At 42.9% G+C, this 20,115-nt stretch carries 16 protein-coding genes; 7 read left to right on the plus strand and 9 right to left on the minus strand.

Features of this window, described 5'->3' with window-relative positions; all coding sequences use genetic code 11:
• Positions 1-374 precede the first annotated feature (374 nt).
• Together V7K42_RS07185 and V7K42_RS07190 are read left to right on the plus strand one after the other, a co-directional pair.
• Positions 375-1,859, plus strand: coding sequence for a galactose oxidase-like domain-containing protein (locus V7K42_RS07185; protein ID WP_334914842.1), 1,485 nt, complete (start codon positions 375-377; stop codon positions 1,857-1,859).
• A gap of 100 nt (positions 1,860-1,959) precedes the next feature.
• The gene (locus V7K42_RS07190) at positions 1,960-2,874 is read left to right on the plus strand and encodes a hypothetical protein (protein WP_334914843.1); all 915 of its coding nucleotides are present in this window, start codon (positions 1,960-1,962) and stop codon (positions 2,872-2,874) included.
• Between the two features lie 289 nt (positions 2,875-3,163).
• On the opposite strand, the gene rbsK is transcribed toward V7K42_RS07190, so the two are convergent.
• A complete protein-coding gene (rbsK, locus tag V7K42_RS07195; protein ID WP_334914844.1) occupies positions 3,164-4,096 on the minus strand; it encodes a ribokinase in 933 nt (310 codons plus the stop codon).
• Between the two features lie 70 nt (positions 4,097-4,166).
• Positions 4,167-4,802: a dTMP kinase gene (gene tmk / locus V7K42_RS07200; RefSeq protein ID WP_334914846.1), complete on the minus strand. Its 636-nt coding sequence runs from the start codon at positions 4,800-4,802 to the stop codon at positions 4,167-4,169.
• 151 nt (positions 4,803-4,953) lie between these two features.
• Between tmk and V7K42_RS07205 the strand changes: the two genes are divergently transcribed.
• On the plus strand, positions 4,954-7,764 hold the full coding sequence (locus V7K42_RS07205) for an ATP-binding protein (protein WP_334914848.1): 2,811 nt from the start codon (positions 4,954-4,956) through the stop codon (positions 7,762-7,764).
• Positions 7,765-7,961: 197 nt separating this feature from the next.
• On the opposite strand, the gene V7K42_RS07210 is transcribed toward V7K42_RS07205, so the two are convergent.
• The gene (locus tag V7K42_RS07210) at positions 7,962-8,696 is read right to left on the minus strand and encodes a DUF1995 family protein (protein ID WP_334914850.1); all 735 of its coding nucleotides are present in this window, start codon (positions 8,694-8,696) and stop codon (positions 7,962-7,964) included.
• Between the two features lie 229 nt (positions 8,697-8,925).
• Between V7K42_RS07210 and V7K42_RS07215 the strand changes: the two genes are divergently transcribed.
• Positions 8,926-10,248 carry a D-alanyl-D-alanine carboxypeptidase gene (locus V7K42_RS07215; protein WP_334914851.1) on the plus strand — a complete coding sequence of 441 codons (1,323 nt, stop codon included), beginning with the start codon at positions 8,926-8,928 and terminating at the stop codon, positions 10,246-10,248.
• Between the two features lie 618 nt (positions 10,249-10,866).
• Positions 10,867-12,084, plus strand: coding sequence for an HhoA/HhoB/HtrA family serine endopeptidase (locus V7K42_RS07220; protein ID WP_334914853.1), 1,218 nt, complete (start codon positions 10,867-10,869; stop codon positions 12,082-12,084).
• Positions 12,085-12,232: 148 nt separating this feature from the next.
• Here V7K42_RS07220 and V7K42_RS07225 read toward each other — a convergent pair whose 3' ends face one another.
• The 6 genes from V7K42_RS07225 to V7K42_RS07250 all read right to left on the minus strand — a co-directional run bounded on the left by V7K42_RS07225 (position 12,233) and on the right by V7K42_RS07250 (position 18,365).
• Entirely contained in the window at positions 12,233-13,135 is a 903-nt protein-coding gene (locus tag V7K42_RS07225) for an MBL fold metallo-hydrolase (RefSeq protein WP_334914855.1), read from the minus strand.
• Positions 13,136-13,146: 11 nt separating this feature from the next.
• Positions 13,147-13,530, minus strand: a complete 384-nt coding sequence (gene panD, locus V7K42_RS07230; protein WP_094327815.1) for an aspartate 1-decarboxylase — start codon at positions 13,528-13,530, stop codon at positions 13,147-13,149.
• Positions 13,531-13,659: 129 nt separating this feature from the next.
• The gene (locus V7K42_RS07235) at positions 13,660-14,172 is read right to left on the minus strand and encodes an inorganic diphosphatase (RefSeq protein WP_094327814.1); all 513 of its coding nucleotides are present in this window, start codon (positions 14,170-14,172) and stop codon (positions 13,660-13,662) included.
• A 423-nt stretch (positions 14,173-14,595) separates the two neighbouring features.
• Entirely contained in the window at positions 14,596-14,781 is a 186-nt protein-coding gene (locus V7K42_RS07240) for a hypothetical protein (protein ID WP_334887065.1), read from the minus strand.
• Positions 14,782-15,897: 1,116 nt separating this feature from the next.
• Positions 15,898-16,869, minus strand: a complete 972-nt coding sequence (locus V7K42_RS07245; RefSeq protein ID WP_334914857.1) for a DUF362 domain-containing protein — start codon at positions 16,867-16,869, stop codon at positions 15,898-15,900.
• A gap of 74 nt (positions 16,870-16,943) precedes the next feature.
• The gene (locus V7K42_RS07250) at positions 16,944-18,365 is read right to left on the minus strand and encodes an aspartate ammonia-lyase (protein WP_334914859.1); all 1,422 of its coding nucleotides are present in this window, start codon (positions 18,363-18,365) and stop codon (positions 16,944-16,946) included.
• 185 nt (positions 18,366-18,550) lie between these two features.
• On the opposite strand from V7K42_RS07250, the gene pgsA reads away from it, so the two are divergent.
• Positions 18,551-19,093: a CDP-diacylglycerol--glycerol-3-phosphate 3-phosphatidyltransferase gene (gene pgsA, locus V7K42_RS07255; RefSeq protein ID WP_334914860.1), complete on the plus strand. Its 543-nt coding sequence runs from the start codon at positions 18,551-18,553 to the stop codon at positions 19,091-19,093.
• Between the two features lie 79 nt (positions 19,094-19,172).
• A complete protein-coding gene (locus tag V7K42_RS07260; RefSeq protein ID WP_334914862.1) occupies positions 19,173-20,078 on the plus strand; it encodes a S66 peptidase family protein in 906 nt (301 codons plus the stop codon).
• The last annotated feature ends 37 nt before the right edge of the window (positions 20,079-20,115 follow it).

A 20,115-nucleotide genomic window follows, 5' to 3' on the forward strand; every position in this document is an offset into this window, starting at 1 on the left:
AATAAATAATAGTGTCAAAAATCAAGGTCAAAAACACAATTATTAAGCCAGCGATCCCCAATGGCACCCTATTTCCCAAATATATCAGCAAAGAGAACTGACCCCTCAAACTTCTCTTTGCGTTTATGTGTCGTCTTAAAAGCATCGTTGATCCTGACCTCAACAACCCAGTACAAAGCTTAATTAGATACTTGATAGCATTGATTATTAACAGAGTAATTACTATTAGCACAAGGGATTTTACTTTATCTTGTTATAAAAAACATCACATCTTAACAGTCAATGAACCTAAAGAAGTATAGATATAAGTTTAGGAAGAGATTACTAAAAAAAGAATAAAAAACAAAATTTACGTAGGAATAATTGTAAATAAAGTGACTCAATTTAATAGCGAGACTAACCTCCAAGAGGAAACAGATTTAGGGACTTTAATCGCTCAGACTACTACCACAGATAGATGGCAAGTATTGTCGTACAATGCCCCAATCCTACCCATACATGCCGCCCTACTTCGTACTGGTAAAGTATTCTTTTTCTGTGGCTCAGGTAACGATCCCAATCGGTTAAATTCTCTCTATGACAGTGTGCTATGGGATGTAAACAACGGAACCTTCACCCGTCAAGCGCCTCCATTGGATAGTAATAATAACCCTATTGACCTTTTTTGCGCTGGTCACTCCTTCCGCTCTGATGGTATGTTGATGGTTGCGGGTGGAACTCTGCGCTACGATCCCTTCTATGGTTTACCCTCTGCTCTGATGTTTGATCCCATTACCGAGAAATGGGTCAACAAGCCATCAATGAATAATGGTCGCTGGTATCCTAGTGTGTTAACACTAGGCAGTGGTCGGATATTAGCAGTGGCTGGGCTTGATATAGATGGCAAGCTCAACAGACAACCAGAAATTTATTCTGCTACATTTGCAAATGGTTGGAACGCTTTTCCAATAACTAGTGCCTTACCGTCATACCCACATGTGTTTCTGTTAAGTAATGGAAACATCTTTTATTCAGGCGCTCAGATGGGTGGAAGTGGAGTGACACCAAGGATATTAACCCTGCCAGATACATTTACACAATCCATTGCAGAAAAAGTGGTGTCAGGGCTGCAAGACCCAGCTTTCGGCGATCAAGCTGCCAGTGTACTTTTACCACCTGCACAAGACCAAAGGGTGATGATTATTGGTGGGGGTAGTAGTAATACGGCAACAAATAGGGTGAATATTGTAAATCTAAAAGCTGCTAACCCAACTTACGTAGGATCGAGTTTTCTAAAATACGCTCGCAAGCATCATAGCGCAGTTTTGTTACCCGATCGCACAGTGTTTGTTTGCAATGGTAGCAAAATGAATGAGGACACAACACAATCAATGCTACCAGCAGAAATCTACAATCCAGTCACAAATTCCTGGACAGCAGTAGCTAAACAAAATGTGCCTCGCGTATATCACTCAGTGGCCTTGCTCCTGCCAGATGGTAGGGTAGCCACAGCTGGGGGCAACCCTCAACGGAGGGTCAATGAACTGCAATTAGAAATCTACAGTCCTGCCTACATGTCGCAGTCACGACCAATTATTCAGAGCGCTCCTCAAACCTTGAACTACGGGCTGCAATTTACGATTCAGACACCCCAGGCTGCGAATATTAAATGGGTCAGTTTGATTAAACCAATGGCAACCACCCATTCCTGTGATACAGAACAAAGGCTGGTGGATGTACCGATTAATTTTAGGAATGCTACTTCTCTCAATGTCACGGTAACAGACAATCGAAACATCGCACCACCAGGGTGGTACATGCTTTTTATTAGTGACAACAATGGGACACCTTCAGTAGCGACCTGGACGCGAATATTTTAGCCTTACCCGTTTAGGTTCAATACACAACTACTTAATAAAAGTCATTAATTCTAGGAGTGGAAATATGAATTACAAGCTCTCACGTCGACAGTTTGGCCAGTTGGCACTTACTGGAACTGTAGCATCTGGGCTTAGTTATCTAGGCAATAAAGCCTTTGCACAAACACCAAGCTTAAATATTCCAAATTTAAATATTGTAGGTATAGGTTCTAGCTCTATCATCACTACTGACCAAACGGTTGTTCCAGAGGTAAACATCACTGAATCAGATGATAACACTGCCCCAAATATCGTACCCACGGTTATTAAGCCCGTAGGACTTGTTTTGCAATCCTTAATTACAGGAAATTCTCAGGTACTTGGAGATAAAAGTACACCTCTATTAGAGCCTAATGAGATATTGAGTGGCTTCACATCTTTAAGCGATGGCACACTTGTTGTAGCCATTACTCCTGTTACGACTAGTAGGAGACAGGCAACACCTACTCGCCTTACATTTTTGAGTACGCCTGTAAAAACTTTGATAGTCTCAGGACTTAAAAGGAATCAACAGCTTGGAAGCTTGCTAGGCACTATTGATGGGCGACTCATCGGCCTAGTAGGTAAAAAGAACGGGACACCACCCATTATATTGGTAGATATTGACCTTCAAACAGGAGAGATAAGTCCTATTAGTAAGATTAAATTCCCGAATGATCGGCGGATCATCAATCTAGCTGAATGTCCAGATGGAAAACTCTATACGTCTTTAATTGGACTAAATGGTGATACAACCTTAGTGCAGCTAGATTCAAATCAAAAAAAGCCGATCGAACTGGCACAATTGAAAGTTGATGGTAAAGCATTGAATAATGGCTTACAAAGCTTAGTTTGCTCTGCAACAGGTCAACTCCTCGCCTTCGGAGCTATGAGGTATGAGACACCTAATGTTGTGTATAGCGTAGATAAAAATAGTGGAAACATGACTCGGCTACAAAACTTTGACGTTACTCAGATTACGCTTGCTCGTGGGTAAAAGGGAGTCAGCCGATACCGATATTTAGCAAAAAAGTACCAAGCCCTCGTCTTTCCTTGAGGGCTTTTTATGCTTTTCGAGTCATCGATCAATTAGTCACTATTAGCAATGACCAATAAATATTTTAATTGATTGACAAAAGTCGCTTTATTAGACCTCTTGCAAAAATCCTTGAATCACCCCTCCCCAACCCTCCCCGATGTGTTGGGGAAGGCGCAAGATTTCAAGTTTCTTCCCTTATAAAGGGGGGATTAAGGAAGGTCTATTCGACTTATACAAGAGGTCTATTCTAATCCCTGACAGATGCCCTTTCTCTAAGAAACGCATCAAATGTCAACCTATCGGGTAGTGAAGTTTGTGCGCCTGGTTTTGTTGTCGTCAAAGCACCTGCTGCTGCACCCCAAACAACTGCCTGATGTAAAGAAAGTCCTGTAAAAAGTCCCGCAGTTAAGCCGCCATTAAAAGCATCGCCAGCAGCTACTGTGTCAACCGCATGAACTGGAAACGCGGGGACAAAAAACTTTTCCTCAGCAGTGGCACAAAAAACACCTTTAGCACCCAGTTTGACGATCGCACATTTCACACCCCGTTGTAATAAAACTTCAGCAGCCTTTGCTGCTTGTTCCTCTCTATCCACAGGAAAACCTACTAACTGCGCGGCTTCAACTTCATTCGGTGTAATAATATCCACTAACGGGTAAAGTTCATCTGGGAAATCAGATCGTGCGGGTGCTGGATCGAGAATTACCCTGATTTTGGTTTTTCTTGCGGCTTTAGCGGCTGCAACCACGGCAGTAATCGGAATTTCTAACTGTAAAAGCAGTGCTGTAGCTTCTGGTAATAAGTTGGACAATCGTTCTACGTCTTCTTGATTGACACACCCATTTGCACCAGGAATGACAATAATTTGATTTTCCCCAGCATGATTTACAGCGATGATGGCGACTCCAGAACTAAATGTCTTATCGACGAAAATATTGCCAATCTGCACACCAGATGCTTGCAAATTGTTGACAAGTTCCACACCAAAATCGTCTGCACCTACACGCCCCACCATTTGGGTAGGAATTCCCAATTTTGCTAATGCTACGGCTTGATTCGCTCCTTTACCTCCCGAAACTTTCAAAAATTCTTCTCCTAGCAACGTTTCTCCAGCAACTGGCAACCTAGGTGTTTTTGCTACCAAGTCTATATTTATGCTGCCGAAGACGATAATACTCATTTTTGTTGATATTTAAAGTCATTTAGCCTAATAGTACAGCAAGCGATCGCGGTTAAAGTCTGCGATCGCTTTACCTCATCAAGTGCAGGTGTACGCGCAAAATTTCTTGAATTGCGCGTTGTACAGCTTCTTTACTCAAGCTGCCATCTACCCGTACAATTCTTGAGGGATGGGATGCTGCTAACTCTGCGTATCCTTGCTGAACGCGCCGATGAAAAGCGATCGTTTCTTGTTCAATGCGGTCTAATCCTATTCCATCTCCCCGTTTGCGAGCTAGTCCGACTTCGACATTGACATCTAGCCAAATAGTTAAGTCACTCTCTAAGCCAGCAGTGGCAATATAGTTAAGCTGATTGATTAAACTCATGTTCAAACCGCGACCATATCCTTGATAGGCGATGGTAGAGTCAGTATAGCGATCGCATAAAATATATTTCCCGGCTGCGAGATTTGGCTTAAGTTCTTGTTCCACGTGTTGCGATCGGTCAGCAGCATACAATAAAAGTTCTGTCACTTCAGCAACTGGTTTATCCTCTGCCTTTTCTAGTAGCAAACGGCGAAGATGTAAGCCTAACTCTGTTCCACCTGGTTCACGAGTTACCACCACAGAAACATTGAGACTTTCCAACCACTGACAACAAAGCTGCATTTGGCTGGTTTTGCCACAGCCTTCCACACCTTCAAATACAATTAGTTTGCCACCCATGCTATTTGTTCGCTGCAATAAACTTATTCGCTGACGTTCGATCAAGAATAACCTGAAGGTTTTGAATATAAACTCTTTGTTCAGAATATTTCTAGCATGGGAACTCTAGCTAATAAGCTTAATTAAAGTATCCCACCCAGTACTGCCAACCATGTCCCATCCTGCTCATCCCACTTTGAGCCAATCTTCTTACCCTCGCTTGACTAGAAGCCTAAGTGCTGTAGAAAGTTGGGGCTTCGGTTTGACGGCTCATATTTCTTGGACAGCACTGGTTCCAGCAATTCATGCTGCTCTCGGTTCCCAAGCTATTTTTGTTTGGATACCTGCGGTGATTTTCGGAATGCTGCTCAACTACCAGGTAAAACGCTTGGGTATGCATTTTATAAATGTGGCTGGAGGAACGCCTAATTATGCTACTAAGCTGCTGCAAAACTACCCAGCACTAGCTTGTTATGCCGCAATTGGATACCTCCTCAACTGGGTTTCCTACCTGGCAGTTAATACCATCGTCCTCAAAGATTTGATTAAGGTGAATTTGGAGGCGCTGGGTATTGGCTGTCCAGAAATATGGCTGAATATTGGTTTTACACTGTTGCCGTTTATCGTGGCGTTTAGTGGGACTCGCGCCCTGAGTATTTTACATTTGTTTTTTATAATTCCAGCCTTTGGACTACTAATCACTTTCTGCATACAGGGTTTGGGCTGGTTAGCGTTCTCTAATGTTAGTCCGGGATTTTTTCCTAACAATTGGTCATCTTTAGGTTTTGTGGATTGGGCCAAGTGGTTCTTTTTCGTCACTTATGCCACCTATAGCTGTGAAACGGCTTCTTCTTTCGTCGCCGATAGCCGTCAACCCACCCAAACGTTGCGCTTTTTAGAGGTTGCGGCTTGGATGATGCCACCCATCTTTTTGGGGGGATCTTGGGTAATGATGCGGTTAGCAACCAATCCAAGCCTTGAAGACAATGCTTTTCTGAATCTTGTGGCAGCTTCCCACCCCTTCTGGGGAGAATCAGCAGCTATAAGTGTTTCCTTTTTGCTGGTGGCTGCAAGTCTTTTAGGTTCGGCAACGGTTGTTTCTAATTGTCCTCGGATTTTGTATCAGTTGGCTTTAGACAAACACATTTCACCTGTGTTTTCCGTTGTGTCACGCCGGGGTGTGTTTGTGCCCGCGCTAACCTTAACACTGGTGTTGTGTCTAATCTATCTGATTTGGGGAGATGTCGCGCGAATCGTAGCTGTTGGCAATGTCGGCTGGTTTGTCTCGTTTATGTTATTGCATTTGGGGCTTTGGCTGCGGCGCGATCGCCCGGAAGTTTTGTTCCCTCGCATATCTCTGGCGATTCTGCTGCTAGAAGTTGTGGTGCTAGTGGTGGGTGGATTTGCCTGGGGTTGGCTCAACTTGCTAATTGGGCTATTATTTCCCATTGGCGTTATGGGAATAGATGCGGTGATTCGCCGGGTGAATTTCCCTCCCTTCCACCCCAGTTGGTGGATGCGGCGATATAAATCGCGTCCTGTGGTAATTATCAAGGACTCAGTAGTTCTTCAGGTGAGCATCCTAATTTTTTTACTGTGCAGCGCAGTGGCAGCTGGCTGGTTATTTGGTGACAAACTTAATAAAGCGGCAAGTGCGGGGGGTGAAAATCTATTTGTGGTGCTGCTGATGACGGTAGCATTTGTGGGAGTGGCGATCGCTTGTTGGACAAGTTTACCGCAAGTGGTGGCGATCGCAGAAGCCCGTGAAGCTGCCGAACACCTGTTTACTGTTGCCCAGGATGGTATTTTAGTTGTGGACGAGCGAGGCATTATTCAACAGGCGAATCCGGCGACTGAATCTTTCTTTGGTGTTAACCCATCCGAGTTGCGAGGAAATCACCTCAACAAATGGCTAACTGCATTAGTCTATTATCCAGACGAGTGGACAAAGCGCAGCGAACAAACCTTACTCCGCAATGGCAAAAACAAAATCCTGGAAGTTTCCATCTCAGACAGGCCCCATCAGGATTTTCAAGAGTATGTTGTCATTCTCCACGACATTACCCAGCGCAAACAAGCAGAACAGATATTGCGATACTCAGAAGCACAATTGCGCCAAGAGGCAAAGCAGCTAGCAGCTCAACTCGTGCAGAGTGAAAAAATGTCTAGTTTGGGGCAGTTGGTAGCAGGTGTAGCGCACGAAATCAACAACCCAATCAACTTTATCTATGGCAATATCAGTTATGCCAATCAATATATTGAAGATTTACTAAAACTACTGAAATTATACCAGCAAAACTATCCTAATCCAGTAACTGAAATTCAAGAAGAAATAGAAGCGATCGACTTAAATTTCCTAATAGCAGACTTGCCTAATTTGCTAACTTCTATGACAGTCGGTGTCGAAAGAATCACAGAAATTGTTTTATCTCTGCGAAACTTTTCCCGGTTAGATGAAACAGAGATGAAAGCTGTGAATATCCATGAGGGTATAGATAATACATTAATGATTCTGGAACATCGCTTCAAAGCAAAATCTAACTCTCTAACAATTCAGGTGATTAAAGAGTACGGCGATCTACCATTAGTAGAATGTTATGCTGGACAACTCAATCAGGTATTTATGAATCTTCTAGCAAATGCGATCGATGCTTTAGAAGAGGCAGTGGAAAATGGTGAATGGGGAGCAGAGAAAGCAGCACTCTCTCCTCCCAAAATTTATATTCATACTCAACTTACTAGTGAAAATCAGGTAGTTATTCGCATTGTTGATAATGGTACAGGCATTCCCGAAAACGTCCAAAAACAATTATTTGAACCATTCTTTACTACGAAACCAGTTGGTAAAGGTACGGGATTAGGTTTATCTATTAGTTACCAGATTATCACCCAAAAACATCTGGGAAACTTACAATGTATTTCTACTCCTGGACAGGGTACAGAATTTGTAGTTGTAATTCCGCTTAAGCAGCAAACTCTTTAACTGACTTTTTCCGTTAAGTCTCAAAAAGCAGACTAATATCATGTCCGGCAAATTATTTGTGATATGTCGTTGCACTCGCAATGACCATTGTTTAACCAGACATGATATCACAAAGGATTTAGGGAATAGCACCGCACATCCGCTACACTAAATGATGAAGCAGCAGACGAGCGAGTTTCCTGCTCCTCTGCTTTTTGCTAACTACTCAAAGCCTTTAAGAACCGTTGCAAACTCTTAAACACACTGGGTTTTCTCGCAGGTGTTGCATCGGTTGTTGTTTGCGGTTGTCCTTTTAAAAGGATCTGATCCAAATCATCACCCGACGGTTTTGTGGGTAATTCGGCAATTCTTTGATATTCGCCGTCAGTTTCCAGCCAAACTTCCCACTGTCCTGGGTAGGAGCGAGATAGGGCACTTTGCTCGTCTATGGGGCGCAGGTAATAACAGGATTCAATGGTATTGGTAAAACGCAGGCGAGTTTGCCTTGCTGCATAACCAATGCCCACAGTTCCAGAATCTTCTAGACGGGGATTTAAAAAGACTACAGGGCGATCGCCTATTAGTTCACATAACTTTTCCAATTGCGGTACTTCTACGGAAGTGGGAGCAACGAACAAGAAAATTTCATCCTCTGGCTGAATTTTTGTCTGTAAAGAAGCAGTCCTTCCCGTACCGATATCTAAAATTTGAAATGGTGCATCTGCCCAATTGCGGCGGGCTAGAGCCGCAGCACCAGCGTCAGCAAAGAAAATCTTCAAACGGGAATCATAATCTGTAAACACGGGCACAAATTGTTCCGCCACGGGCATAAACTTGAGTTCTGGGAACAGGAACTCAACTTGCAAGCGAGTACAACCATCTGCAAGGGCAGCTTGGACAGCTACACGAGATTGGGCGATCGCATCTTCAAGACTGTTAGGAAGTTCACTCATAGTTTATGATGTCGCTTTAGCATTACTCTTATTGTTTCAGTATTGGCTCTTATTGAGTAGACAGACGGTGACGATCGACCAAACATCGGTGTCAGAATCAAGATGACAAAAAAGTGCTATTTCCAGATGAGAAAAACACCAGTTATTATGGCTCAATACTGATTTTCGGAAAAAAGCTTGTATATTAGCACAGTAAACAACATATCAGATCCTTATAGAGGAATAAAAAATGCTGGAATTATTGGGTTCAGGTTTGGTGTCACTCTGGCTGGAAATGGCCGGGGTACAAATCAAGCCTATGGATGCCTTGGATGCCTTAACTTGGCAAAGTAGCCCTGGCTTAGTTCTTGCGCCCGATCCCAATCCAACTGGGGCGACTACGGTGCAGGAATATCTGAAAAAGCTCATAACATCAAAGGTGGTGGCGCAAAATCTGGCTGAGAGTCAGGGAATTTGGATGCAGTCGGGGCCAATGCTGATGGCAAATCACCAAGGTACGACACCTCTGCCGGCTGCTTCTTTAACTAAAATTGCCACTTCATTAGTTGCTTTGAAAACTTGGGGGCCAGATTACCAATTTGATACTTTAGTGAGTGTCACTGGCCCAGTGGTAAATGGAGTTGTACAGGGCGATTTGGTGATTACAGGCCGTGGCGATCCTTTGTTTGTTTGGGAAGAAGCGATCGCTCTTGGTAATACTCTCAATCAAATGGGCATCAAACAGGTAAAGGGAAATTTAATCATTAATGGCAGTTTTGCCATGAATTTCCAACGTCAACCGATGCTGGCGGGTATGATGCTCAAGCAAACACTAAATCGGGCCACTTGGGGCCGCCCCGCTCTTTATACATACTCAATCATGCCTAAGGGAACGCCCAAGCCTCAAGTCGTGATTGCGGGTACGGTGAAAGTTGAGGCTCAACCAAACCCTCAACAAACTTTGTTACTGCGTCATCGTTCATTACCCTTAAAGCAACTCCTTAAGGAAATGAACGTTTACAGTAACAACGATATGGCAGAGATGCTAGCAGATTCAGTGGGAGGAGCAACTGTAGTTCAATCTACTGCTGCTAACCTTGCAAGAGTCCCACAAGCAGAAATTCAGTTAATCAATGGTTCTGGACTGGGGCCGGAAAACCGCATTTCCCCTAGGGCTGTTTGTGCCATGTTTATGGCTATTCAAGCTGAGGCATCTGCCCATCAGTTAAATCTGGGTGACTTGTTCGCCATGTCTGGATTCGATCACCGAGGAACAGTACATAGCAGACACATTCCCCTTGCTACTGTGATCAAAACTGGTACTCTCCGAGATGTGAGCGCTTTAGCCGGAGTCATGCCCACACGCGATCGCGGTTTGGTTTGGTTTGCCATTATCAACCGTGGTACAAATGTTTGGGGTTTCCGAACTGGACAAGACCAACTACTACAAAGTGTTGTCAAACAATTACAATTACCTCTAACTGTTCCGACTGCTTTAACTCCCCACTCAGCCATCAACTCTTTACCCCAGCTAGGTGCAAGCAGTCGGAATGAAATTTTATTCAAAAGTTAGTTTATCATCCGATTTAGTATTGAACCAAAAGCGAGCATGGTTGTCCCCGGGAGCAACGCGAAAAAGTGAGATCCTTGTGAAAAGAGCTCTTGAGGCAGGGGGAGCAGGGGGAGTGAAGAGAAAACTTTAGTATTTTTTACGACCTTTATAGCTATAAATACACTTATTTCTTTCTCTTCCCCTGCCTCCCCTGCTCCCCCTGCTCCCCCTGCTCACAAAATCGCATTGCTCCCGTTGTCCCCTATCTCCTTTTTATCGGTGTCACTACTTTGAAAGTTGTAGTATTGTTAGCAATCCAAAAGTCTTATTGATGGGTAAAAACCGAACTTGTAAAGGGTAAATGTCCATAATAGCTTTTGAGTTAAATTTTCCATTAAGTTGATTACAGGTAACTCGCAAAATGCCCTAACTAGAGTATTGGGGAGATTGGGCGAAACCTGAAGTAAAAATAACTGTAAATAGATTTGTCACATCAAGAGGAAAGGGAGCAGGGGACTCAGGGCAGGGGAGAAGACCCCATACATCAATGTATTGGCTCTAAAACCCTTGATTCCAAGGAAATTTCCGAATCTTTCTCCCCTGCTCCCAGCCTCTAGGCTTATAAATTAGGTTGTGATTATGCGATTTCTCAAATTACCCAGGTCTATAGGTCAACTCAGTAGTTATGTTTTAGCGATCGCGGTAGGAGTACTGTTAACGGTTAGCACATTACAGGTGTTGCCTTCCCAAGCCGAACCCGCACCCATAGTCATAGCTAAAGATACTTCACAAGTGAATGCTCAAAGCCAATCACCAGCTACGGCTGCGATCGGTAGTACTAGCTTTGTCACAGCAGCAGTAAATCGTGTTGGTTCAGCAGTTGTTCGGATTGATACTGAGCGAACAATTACTCGTCGCGTCGATCCATTTATGGAAGACCCGTTTTTCCGTCGGTTTTTTGGTGACGGTTTCTCTCAACAAATGCCGTCTTCTGAGCAGTTGCGCGGTTTAGGCTCAGGTTTCATTATTGACAAGAGCGGCTTAGTTATGACTAATGCTCATGTGGTCGATAAGGCTGATAAAGTAACAGTCCGACTCAAAGATGGCCGCACCTTTGAAGGGAAAGTTAAAGGTATTGATGAAGTTACAGATTTGGCAGTAGTCAAAATTAATGCTGGTAACGATTTACCAGTTGCACCCTTGGGTTCTTCCACTAATGTCCAAGTAGGAGATTGGGCGATCGCAGTTGGTAATCCTTTAGGATTTGATAACACCGTTACCTTAGGAATTGTCAGCACCCTCAAACGTTCCAGCGCTCAAGTCGGCATTAGCGACAAACGCTTAGACTTCATTCAAACCGATGCCGCTATTAACCCAGGTAACTCTGGCGGGCCGCTATTAAATGGCCAAGGTGAAGTGATTGGCATTAATACAGCTATTCGTCCCGATGCGATGGGTATTGGATTTGCCATTCCTATTGATAAAGCTAAAGCGATCGCAGCGCAACTGCAACGTGATGGCAAAGTTGCTCACCCCTATTTAGGTGTGCAAATGCTAACTTTAACACCCGATCTTGCCAAGCAAAATAATACCGATCCCAACTCTCCGATTCAGATACCAGAAATTAATGGTGTTTTTGTGATGCGAGTTGTCCCCAATTCTCCAGCTGCATCTGCCGGTATCCGGCGCGGCGATGTAATTCTGCAAGTTGATGGTAAAGCTATTACCAGCGCTGAACAATTGCAGAACTTTGTGGAAGACAGTCGTCTTGGTCAAGTATTACAGGTAAAAGTGCAACGAGGTAATCAGACACAGCAGCTTTCAATCCGCACAGCCGAGTTGCAAAATGCGTCCTAGACACATACATCTGTTACGGGTGTCAACTTAAGCTGAAAGGCAGTTTAGAATAACCTTTTTCTCGTTCCCAGTCTCTGGCTGGGAATGTCTACCATGAGGCTACTCCTTATTTATAAGTGTCATGTCATGTCCGTTTAAGCAGTCTAAATCACTTACCAACAGCTAAAACTAGACCTTCATGGGCTAATATTGCTTGAGGGAAAGCAGATTTAACATCGACTTTAACTTGGTCAAGAAAATCATCATGGTCATCTGGATGATGATGAGAAATGGCTAGCCGTTTAACATCAGCATTTAGAGCTGCATTCACCGCAGCTTGCCAAAGTAACTCAGCAGAATCATGGTTGTGAGAGGTCGGGGGAGTATAAGTGGCATTGGCAATGAGCAAATCAACGCCTTTTATAAACTCTAAAATCCGCTCTTGCTCAACTTGTTCGGCATTCTGGTGTAAGTCGGTGACGTAGGCGACACTATAATCTTGCCAAGTAACTCGGTAGCCAACTGAGCGCTGAGTTTGATTAATTAATGCAGTTGTAATGGTGACATCATCTAATTTTACATCACTGTCTGGAGTCAGATTACAAAACTGCAATTCCGACTGCATTACCTGTAAAGGATAAGGAAAGTGGGGCTGGAGCATCTGATCGTACAGACATTGTTTGATTGAGGCTCCATTTGAGGCAGCTGTGCCGTAAATATGAAAGCAGTTTTCCCCAATAAATGCGGGAGCAAAAAAGGGAAACCCTTGAATTCGGTTTGATTGGCAGTTGGTAAAAAATAAATGGGCTTGTAGTGGCTGTTGTAGTTCTTGCCAAGCTTTACCCAGTATCCGTAAACCAGTACCGCCATCAAAAATCAAGCGTTTTCCCGCTACCTGCATTTCTACACAAGCAGTATTACCACCATAACGACTGGTATCGCTACTTGGGGTGGCAATTAAACCCCGTACACCCCAGAATTGCACGATAAATTCACCTGCTGGGCTACTTGGCAAGGGAGCAGATTTTTCAGGGATGTTGCTCTGGGAATCCGACAACTCAAAATTTGACATTTTCCTTGAAATTAGACCTTAACGAGCAGGTCATCGTAGCGCCGAACTTCCAACAACCTGTTTTTTTCGTCCACAATGACTACTGTAGGAGAGTAATTTTTTAACTCTTCTGGAGTGAACTGCCCGTAAGTCATTATAATCAAGCGATCGCCAATAATGCCTAGACGTGCCGCTCCCCCATTTAGCTCAATTACTCCCGAATGGGCTGGAGCCGGGATCGCATAGGTAATAAAGCGCTGACCGTTGGCACTATTAACTACTTGCACTTGCTCATAAGGTAAGATACCAGCTTTTTCCAAAAGGGTTTCATCAATACTGATACTACCCACGTAGTTGATATTCGCCCCTGTGAGGGTGCAGTTATGAATTTTTGCCAAAAGGAGAGTACGCTGCATTTTGCTTTAGGGTTGGTGGCAGTTTTTGCGATCCGTAACAAGCGAAAGTTATAAGTAGAGACGCGATTAATCGCGTCTCTACAGGAGTGAGGAATAAAAATTTATAACTCTTAACTCCTAACTCCTCTATTATCCTCTATAAGCTTTTACGGATTTTTCTACTAAAGCTGCAACCTTGTCTACATCTTGCCAACCGAGAATTTCAGTCACCTTTTTTTCCAAATTTTTATAACTACGGAAAAATTCGGCAATTTCATCTAAGCGGTGTGGCGCTACGTCTTTCAGGGATTTTACCTGAGTGTAGCGCGGATCTTTGTCAGGAACACAAAGGATTTTTTCATCGCGATCGCCACCGTCAATCATCTCTAAGAAGCCAATCGGTCGTGCAGCAATAACACAGCCTGGAAAGGTTGGTTCATCAATTATGACCATACCATCGAGGGGATCGCCATCTTCAGCCAAAGTATTGGGTACAAAGCCGTAGTCATAAGGATATTGTACCGATGAATAAAGTACTCGGTCTAGAGCAAAGGCTTCTAGTTCCTTGTCGTATTCGTATTTATTTTTACTTCCGCCAGCAATTTCAATCAGAACGTTGATCAGACCGGGTTTCGGTTGGGCAGGAATACGAGATAAATCCACAAAAAAGTCCTCTGATAACAGTGAATCATGGGGGCACTCATTCAGCTTCGCTCCCCGTGTAGAATTTTAGGGCAATATGGGGATCTCTTCCCAAGGTATTCATTTTATGGGATTGGGGGCTGGTTATTTCTCCTTCATCTCCCCTACTGGACAGTTTCCTTGAATTACACCAAAAAATGGAAAAAGCGTTGCGAAGTTACTTCGCAACGCTTTTTCCAAGAGGGGATTATTTTTTCCCGTCCTTGATTGCTGTTGGAGGGATTTGTGCCCCTACTCTGTCAAGACAACTGAAACCTGGAGTTACACAATGCAAATTCAGGTTATTCTCGATTAACTACATCCACATCTCCAGAAGTTCTATCAAAATCAGTTTTCTCCTTTTTTGTAGCTCTCCTGTTGGTGAGATGCTATTAGCAAGCTTTATCAATCTTGACTTGCTTTAATGTTGTGGATCGGGGGTTGCTGGTTATTTTGAACATTAGTTGAAGAATAGTGAGCGATGACAAATACGGGTAGAGTGAGGGTCAACAGAGCGATCGCAGTTCCCACAATGTCTGCCAAACGTTGGGAATATGTGTCGGGATTGGCAGACTGGCTATTTGAATTCATACAAAATTGAAGTTATTCGTAACACTGTGTAGGTGTAGGTCTACTCTCTAATTGAGAGTATTAAATGCTATATTAGCTATTTTTAAACTGTAGAATGTGTAGCATCCTACAATCTAAACCAGTTATACAACTGTCATAATAGCCTTTTGATACATAGAGTTCTTAATACAAAGTTACAACTAAACAAATCATGTTTTATTTTGTAATTAATATTTTCAGATGTTTCCCTGTATGGTGTAATGGTTCGCATACGCAAAGCCAACTTTGACAGCATCATAAATTACATTTTTTCGCTGCTTAAAGATTAATTAGCAAAACATATTTGTCTGATACTTCATGATTATAACATTCTAAAATGCCTTTGATAAGGTTATTTTACTGGAATTGCTAATTTGTGATACAGGACACATAACAGCAATTGCACTGAATATCTACCTATGCTTTTGATTGTTATCTGGTAGTTATACACACAAATATTTGACACAAAATAAGAAATGAGTCGGAATTATTTATGTAACCAATGATAGCTACCGAATAAATACAGATACATCAACTGTGTTGAGCAGCGTGGATTCAGTGATACTACCAAACAAATATTTAATAATTTCAACTTCAAATCTGTGTAATATTACAGCGCTTTTGTCAATCTATATATAGGTAGAGTAAAAGATATTTTAGAAGTTCGCATAGATATAGTAATCCGATTTGATTCCTATTCGCGTAGCGTGGCGTAGCCATAATTATCTGCGTAGGTAGGAAATAGGGGACTCTTAACAGAAAAGAAGGGTATAGATGGTACTGAATCTTGTTCAAAAATCAAATAGGAGTCCTATATGTAGCGCGTTATTGCCTAACTCTGGTCTAATTTCCAGATGCTAAATCTGTATAACTTTTTGGATAAATCAAAATCTAATCGGAGAAATTGCATAATAAATTAATCAGCTAAAAAAACCGCCACTAATACAATAGGGCGGTCTGGTTAAGCAATCGGAGGGTAATTACAGATTACTCTGCTAATAAATAAGATTGCTGTAACGAAGTTTGCACTAAATTGTGGATTGGGGATTGGGTATGGGTTATTCCCCTTATCTTCCTTGTCTTCCCAGTTTCCAGTCCCTAATTCTTTCCGTAAACACTAATTGGTTCTTTGATAAATCGGGTGTAAAGATGCTTAAAGGTAGATTTAATTACGCGGGGCATACCAAAATCTATGGGTATCAACTTGTCTGGTAGTCGCCAATCTTCTATTTTTAATAAGTCAGGATTTAAATGTGGAAACTCTATAGCAGCAAGTTCTGGACAAACTCCTAGCCTTTGGGAAGCTGCAACTGTGGGCACTTGTTCAGGAGAAACATTGAGGATTTCTATCATTGCCCGATCTAAAGCAAATATATCTGATGCGGCTGCTAAAATACCGAGTTGACGAGGTTCACCATTACTAGGGCCATTTCCTTCATGACCGATGATGCCATCTAATATGGTTAAGTTAGGGTTAATAGCCCTAGCAGTTTCTACTAACATTTCACCAAATCTATTGGCATCTTTTCCGGCTTCCATGTGCCACCAAGCTTTCATTTTGCCAGGGACGCAACCAAATAAGTTTTTTACCCCCAGTGTTAATGTCAATTGGGCATGGGATTTCACTTTCGGTAGGTTAATCACTACGTCTGCTTCCATTGCTTCTTTAGATAGTCGCAGATGGTTAAAATTATCACTGACGGTTTGGTAACGTCGACCGTGAAAATCGATGATGGGAAGATTGAGTTCTTCTAAAATAGGCAGATAGCCGTTTGCGATTGCTACGCCCTTAGCACTGCCAAAAGCAGGACTATCACCCAAAAATGGCTTACCGCCAACTTCAATTACCATCTGGGCAACTTCGTAAACTAGTTCGGCACGGGTGATACACTCTTTACCAGGACGCGATCCTGTAAGTAGATTGGGTTTGAGTAAAACGCGATCGCCTTTTTTCACAAATGCTGCTATTCCTCCAAAAGGTTCCAGGAGAACGATCAAGGATTCTCTTAAAGCCTCTCGTTCGTAGGATGTAGCCCGAATGAGACTAACAGATGGTTTTTGAGTCTGCATAGATTAGGGATTGGGGATTGGGGATTGGGGAATAGGGACAAGGAGGAATAACCATGCCCAATTCCCCATAACTATTATTCTGTTTTGAGCGGTAAGATACCACTCATTTGTTCTAGATTTAACACTGTAGCTAAGTCTGTTTCACTCATCAACCCGCGTTCTAGGACAATCTGGCGCAGAGATTTACCAGTTTCTAAAGATTCTTTAGCGACAGCAGCAGCATTTAAATAACCAATGTGGATATTGAGTGCGGTTACTAAAGCTAAACTGCCTTCGGCATAAGCTAAACAACGTTCCTGGTTAGCAGTAATTCCCTCGATACAGCGTTCGGTGAGTGCGGCGATGGTATTACCAAGAATTTCGATACTGTGAATCAAGTTATAGGCAATTAGTGGCATCATCACATTTAATTCTAATTGTCCGGCTTGTGCGGCTAATGCGATCGCACTATCGTAACCCATCACCTGAAAACACACCATTGATGTCATCTCTGCCATGACTGGGTTATATTTCCCTGGCATAATTGAGGAACCGGGTTGCACTGGGGGGAGTTGAATTTCTTTCAAACCAGTTTTTGGTCCCGAATCCATTAGTCGCAAATCATGAGATATTTTGACTAAATCCTGCGCTAAGTTGCGTAAAGCACCGGAAACGTTTACAAATGGGGCCATACTCTGCATTGCTGCCATAAGATGGGGCGCAGGTTCCAAAGGTGTATTAATCAATTCTGAGAGAACTTCTACCACACGGGCGCGATATAGAGGATGAGTATTTAACCCCGTTCCGGCTGCACTACCTCCCAAACCCAGCACCATCAAATCACCAGAGGCGGTGTAAATCCGGTTTTGATGTTCTGCAAGAATGTACGCCCAAGCCCGAAAGTTTTCACCCAAACGCACCGGTACTGCGTCTTGCAAGTGGGTTCTGCCAGATTTGACGATATCTTGAAATTCTACAGCTTTGTTTTCTAAAGATGCGATCGCACTATCTATTGCTGGGTGCAATGTCTTGGATAATGCCAATAATCCACCAATCCGAATGGCGGTAGGAATCACATCATTGGTAGACTGCCCATAATTAACATGATCGTTAGGACTGACACGTTTGTAATTACCCTTTTCTTCACCCAAAATTTCTAAGGCGCGATTTGCCAGAACTTCGTTGACATTCATGTGGTGAGATGTTCCAGCACCCGCCTGATAAACATCCACGACAAACTGATCCCGAAACTTACCAGCTAGAATTTCATCAGTAGCTTGAATAATCGCCTGACTAATATCTTGGGGAATGCAATTCAGTTCTCCATTCACAATTGCTGTAGCTTTTTTAATTATTAATCCGGCATCTACGTAAGTGGATAAAGGCTTAATACCACTAATTGGGAAGTTTTCGATTGCCCGCAGCGTTTGAATGCCGTAATAAGCGCTACAAGCAATTTGGCGATCGCCCATCGAATCGCGTTCGATGCGGAATTGGTTGTCTGTGTGTTCAGTCATAGTATTGTTTTAAGAGAGCTACAGAAAACAGATTTTCCCATGCAGGCACACTCAGATACACTAATCTGCATAGATTTTGCATATTTGCTTGACTGCTTGTTGCTTTACACTCGTTAACTTTGAAGTTTTATTTTTGAATTCCCTATGACAAATTACGAATTACGAATTACGAATTACGAATTATTATGACCATACCCAATTGGATTACGTTCTCTCGCCTATTGGGGATACCATTTCTGCTTTACGGTTTATATAATCCTACACCTGAAGCTCAGTGGATATGTTTGGCAATTTTTATCGTTGCGGCATTAACTGATTGGTTAGACGGCTATTTGGCGCGGAAACTCAACCAAATTAGTGAATTGGGTAAATTTCTCGATCCTTTAGTGGATAAACTTTTGGTGCTTGCGCCGTTGCTGGTTTTTATTCAACTAGGAAAAGTCCCAGCTTGGGGAGTGTTTTTGATTTTAGCGCGAGAATTAGCGATCGCTGGTTGGCGAGTGAATCAAACGACGATTACCGGGGCAAATATTTGGGGTAAACTCAAAACTGTTAGTCAAATAATCGCGATCGCACTTTTAATTGCGCCTCTCGCGGAAGTTTGGCAAACTCCCTCTCTGATTGCCTTTTGGGTTTCTGTCGCCCTAACTTTAATCTCTGGAGGTATTTATCTTGTACCGCAAAATCCAGCTAAGGAAAATCCACAGTTAGATACAAAACGAACCTAAAATAAAACCACTGTAGCGATCGCTTTCAAAAAAGATTTCAATAAAATTTTATCGGAGTTCTGAACCCCTAATTTTTTTCATGCCATCCAAAATCTTACCACCGCCTTTAAAACCTGGAGACTTACTACGAGTAATTGCCCCTAGTGGTGCTTTGCGAGAATTTGAGGTATTTGAACAGAGTGTTGAAATTTGGCGATCGCGTGGTTATCGATTAGAAATCAGTCCACAGATAGATGACAAATGGGGTTATCTAGCTGGAACAGATGAAATCCGCCGTCAGCAACTAGCAGTAGCATGGCAAGATCCTAATTGTCGCGGTATTCTCTGCGCCAGAGGCGGTTTTGGTAGTACCCGTATTTTAGAAGATTGGAATTGGCAACAAAACTCAGCCCTTCCCAAATGGTTGATTGGCTTTTCTGATATCACAGCTTTATTGTGGAGCCTATACATAGCAGGAATTTCCGGCATTCATGCTCCCGTAATGGTGACTTTCGCAGATGAGCCTGATTGGTCAATTGAACGATTATTCGATTCGGTAGAAGGTCGTCCTCTCGCGCCTCTCAAAGGTTGCGGATGGGGTGGTGGTGTGGTATCTGGTACTTTATTACCAGGTAATCTCACGGTAGCTACTAACCTTTTAGCTACACCAATCCTGCCAAATCTCAATGGTGTAATCCTGGCGTTAGAAGATGTCACGGAAGCACCCTATCGCATCGACAGAATGCTGACACAATGGCGTTTGAGTGGTGCTTTGTCTCAAGTCTGCGGTATTGCTTTAGGCGGTTTTACTCGCTGTGAAGCGCCGCCAAATGTGCCTAGCTTTAGTGTAGAAGAAGTATTGCGCGATCGCTTGGGCGATTTGGGTATTCCTATTGTCTCTAACTTACCTTTTGGCCATGATAGTCCCAATGCAGCATTACCAGTGGGTGTAGAGGTAACTTTAGATGGGGATGCGGGAATATTAGCGATCGGGCATCCCCATTAAGTTAAAATCAGATCCACTTCTGATTAAACAGTCATAA

This window comes from Nostoc sp. (assembly GCF_036917455.1).
Classification (GTDB): Bacteria; Cyanobacteriota; Cyanobacteriia; order Cyanobacteriales; family Nostocaceae; genus Nostoc.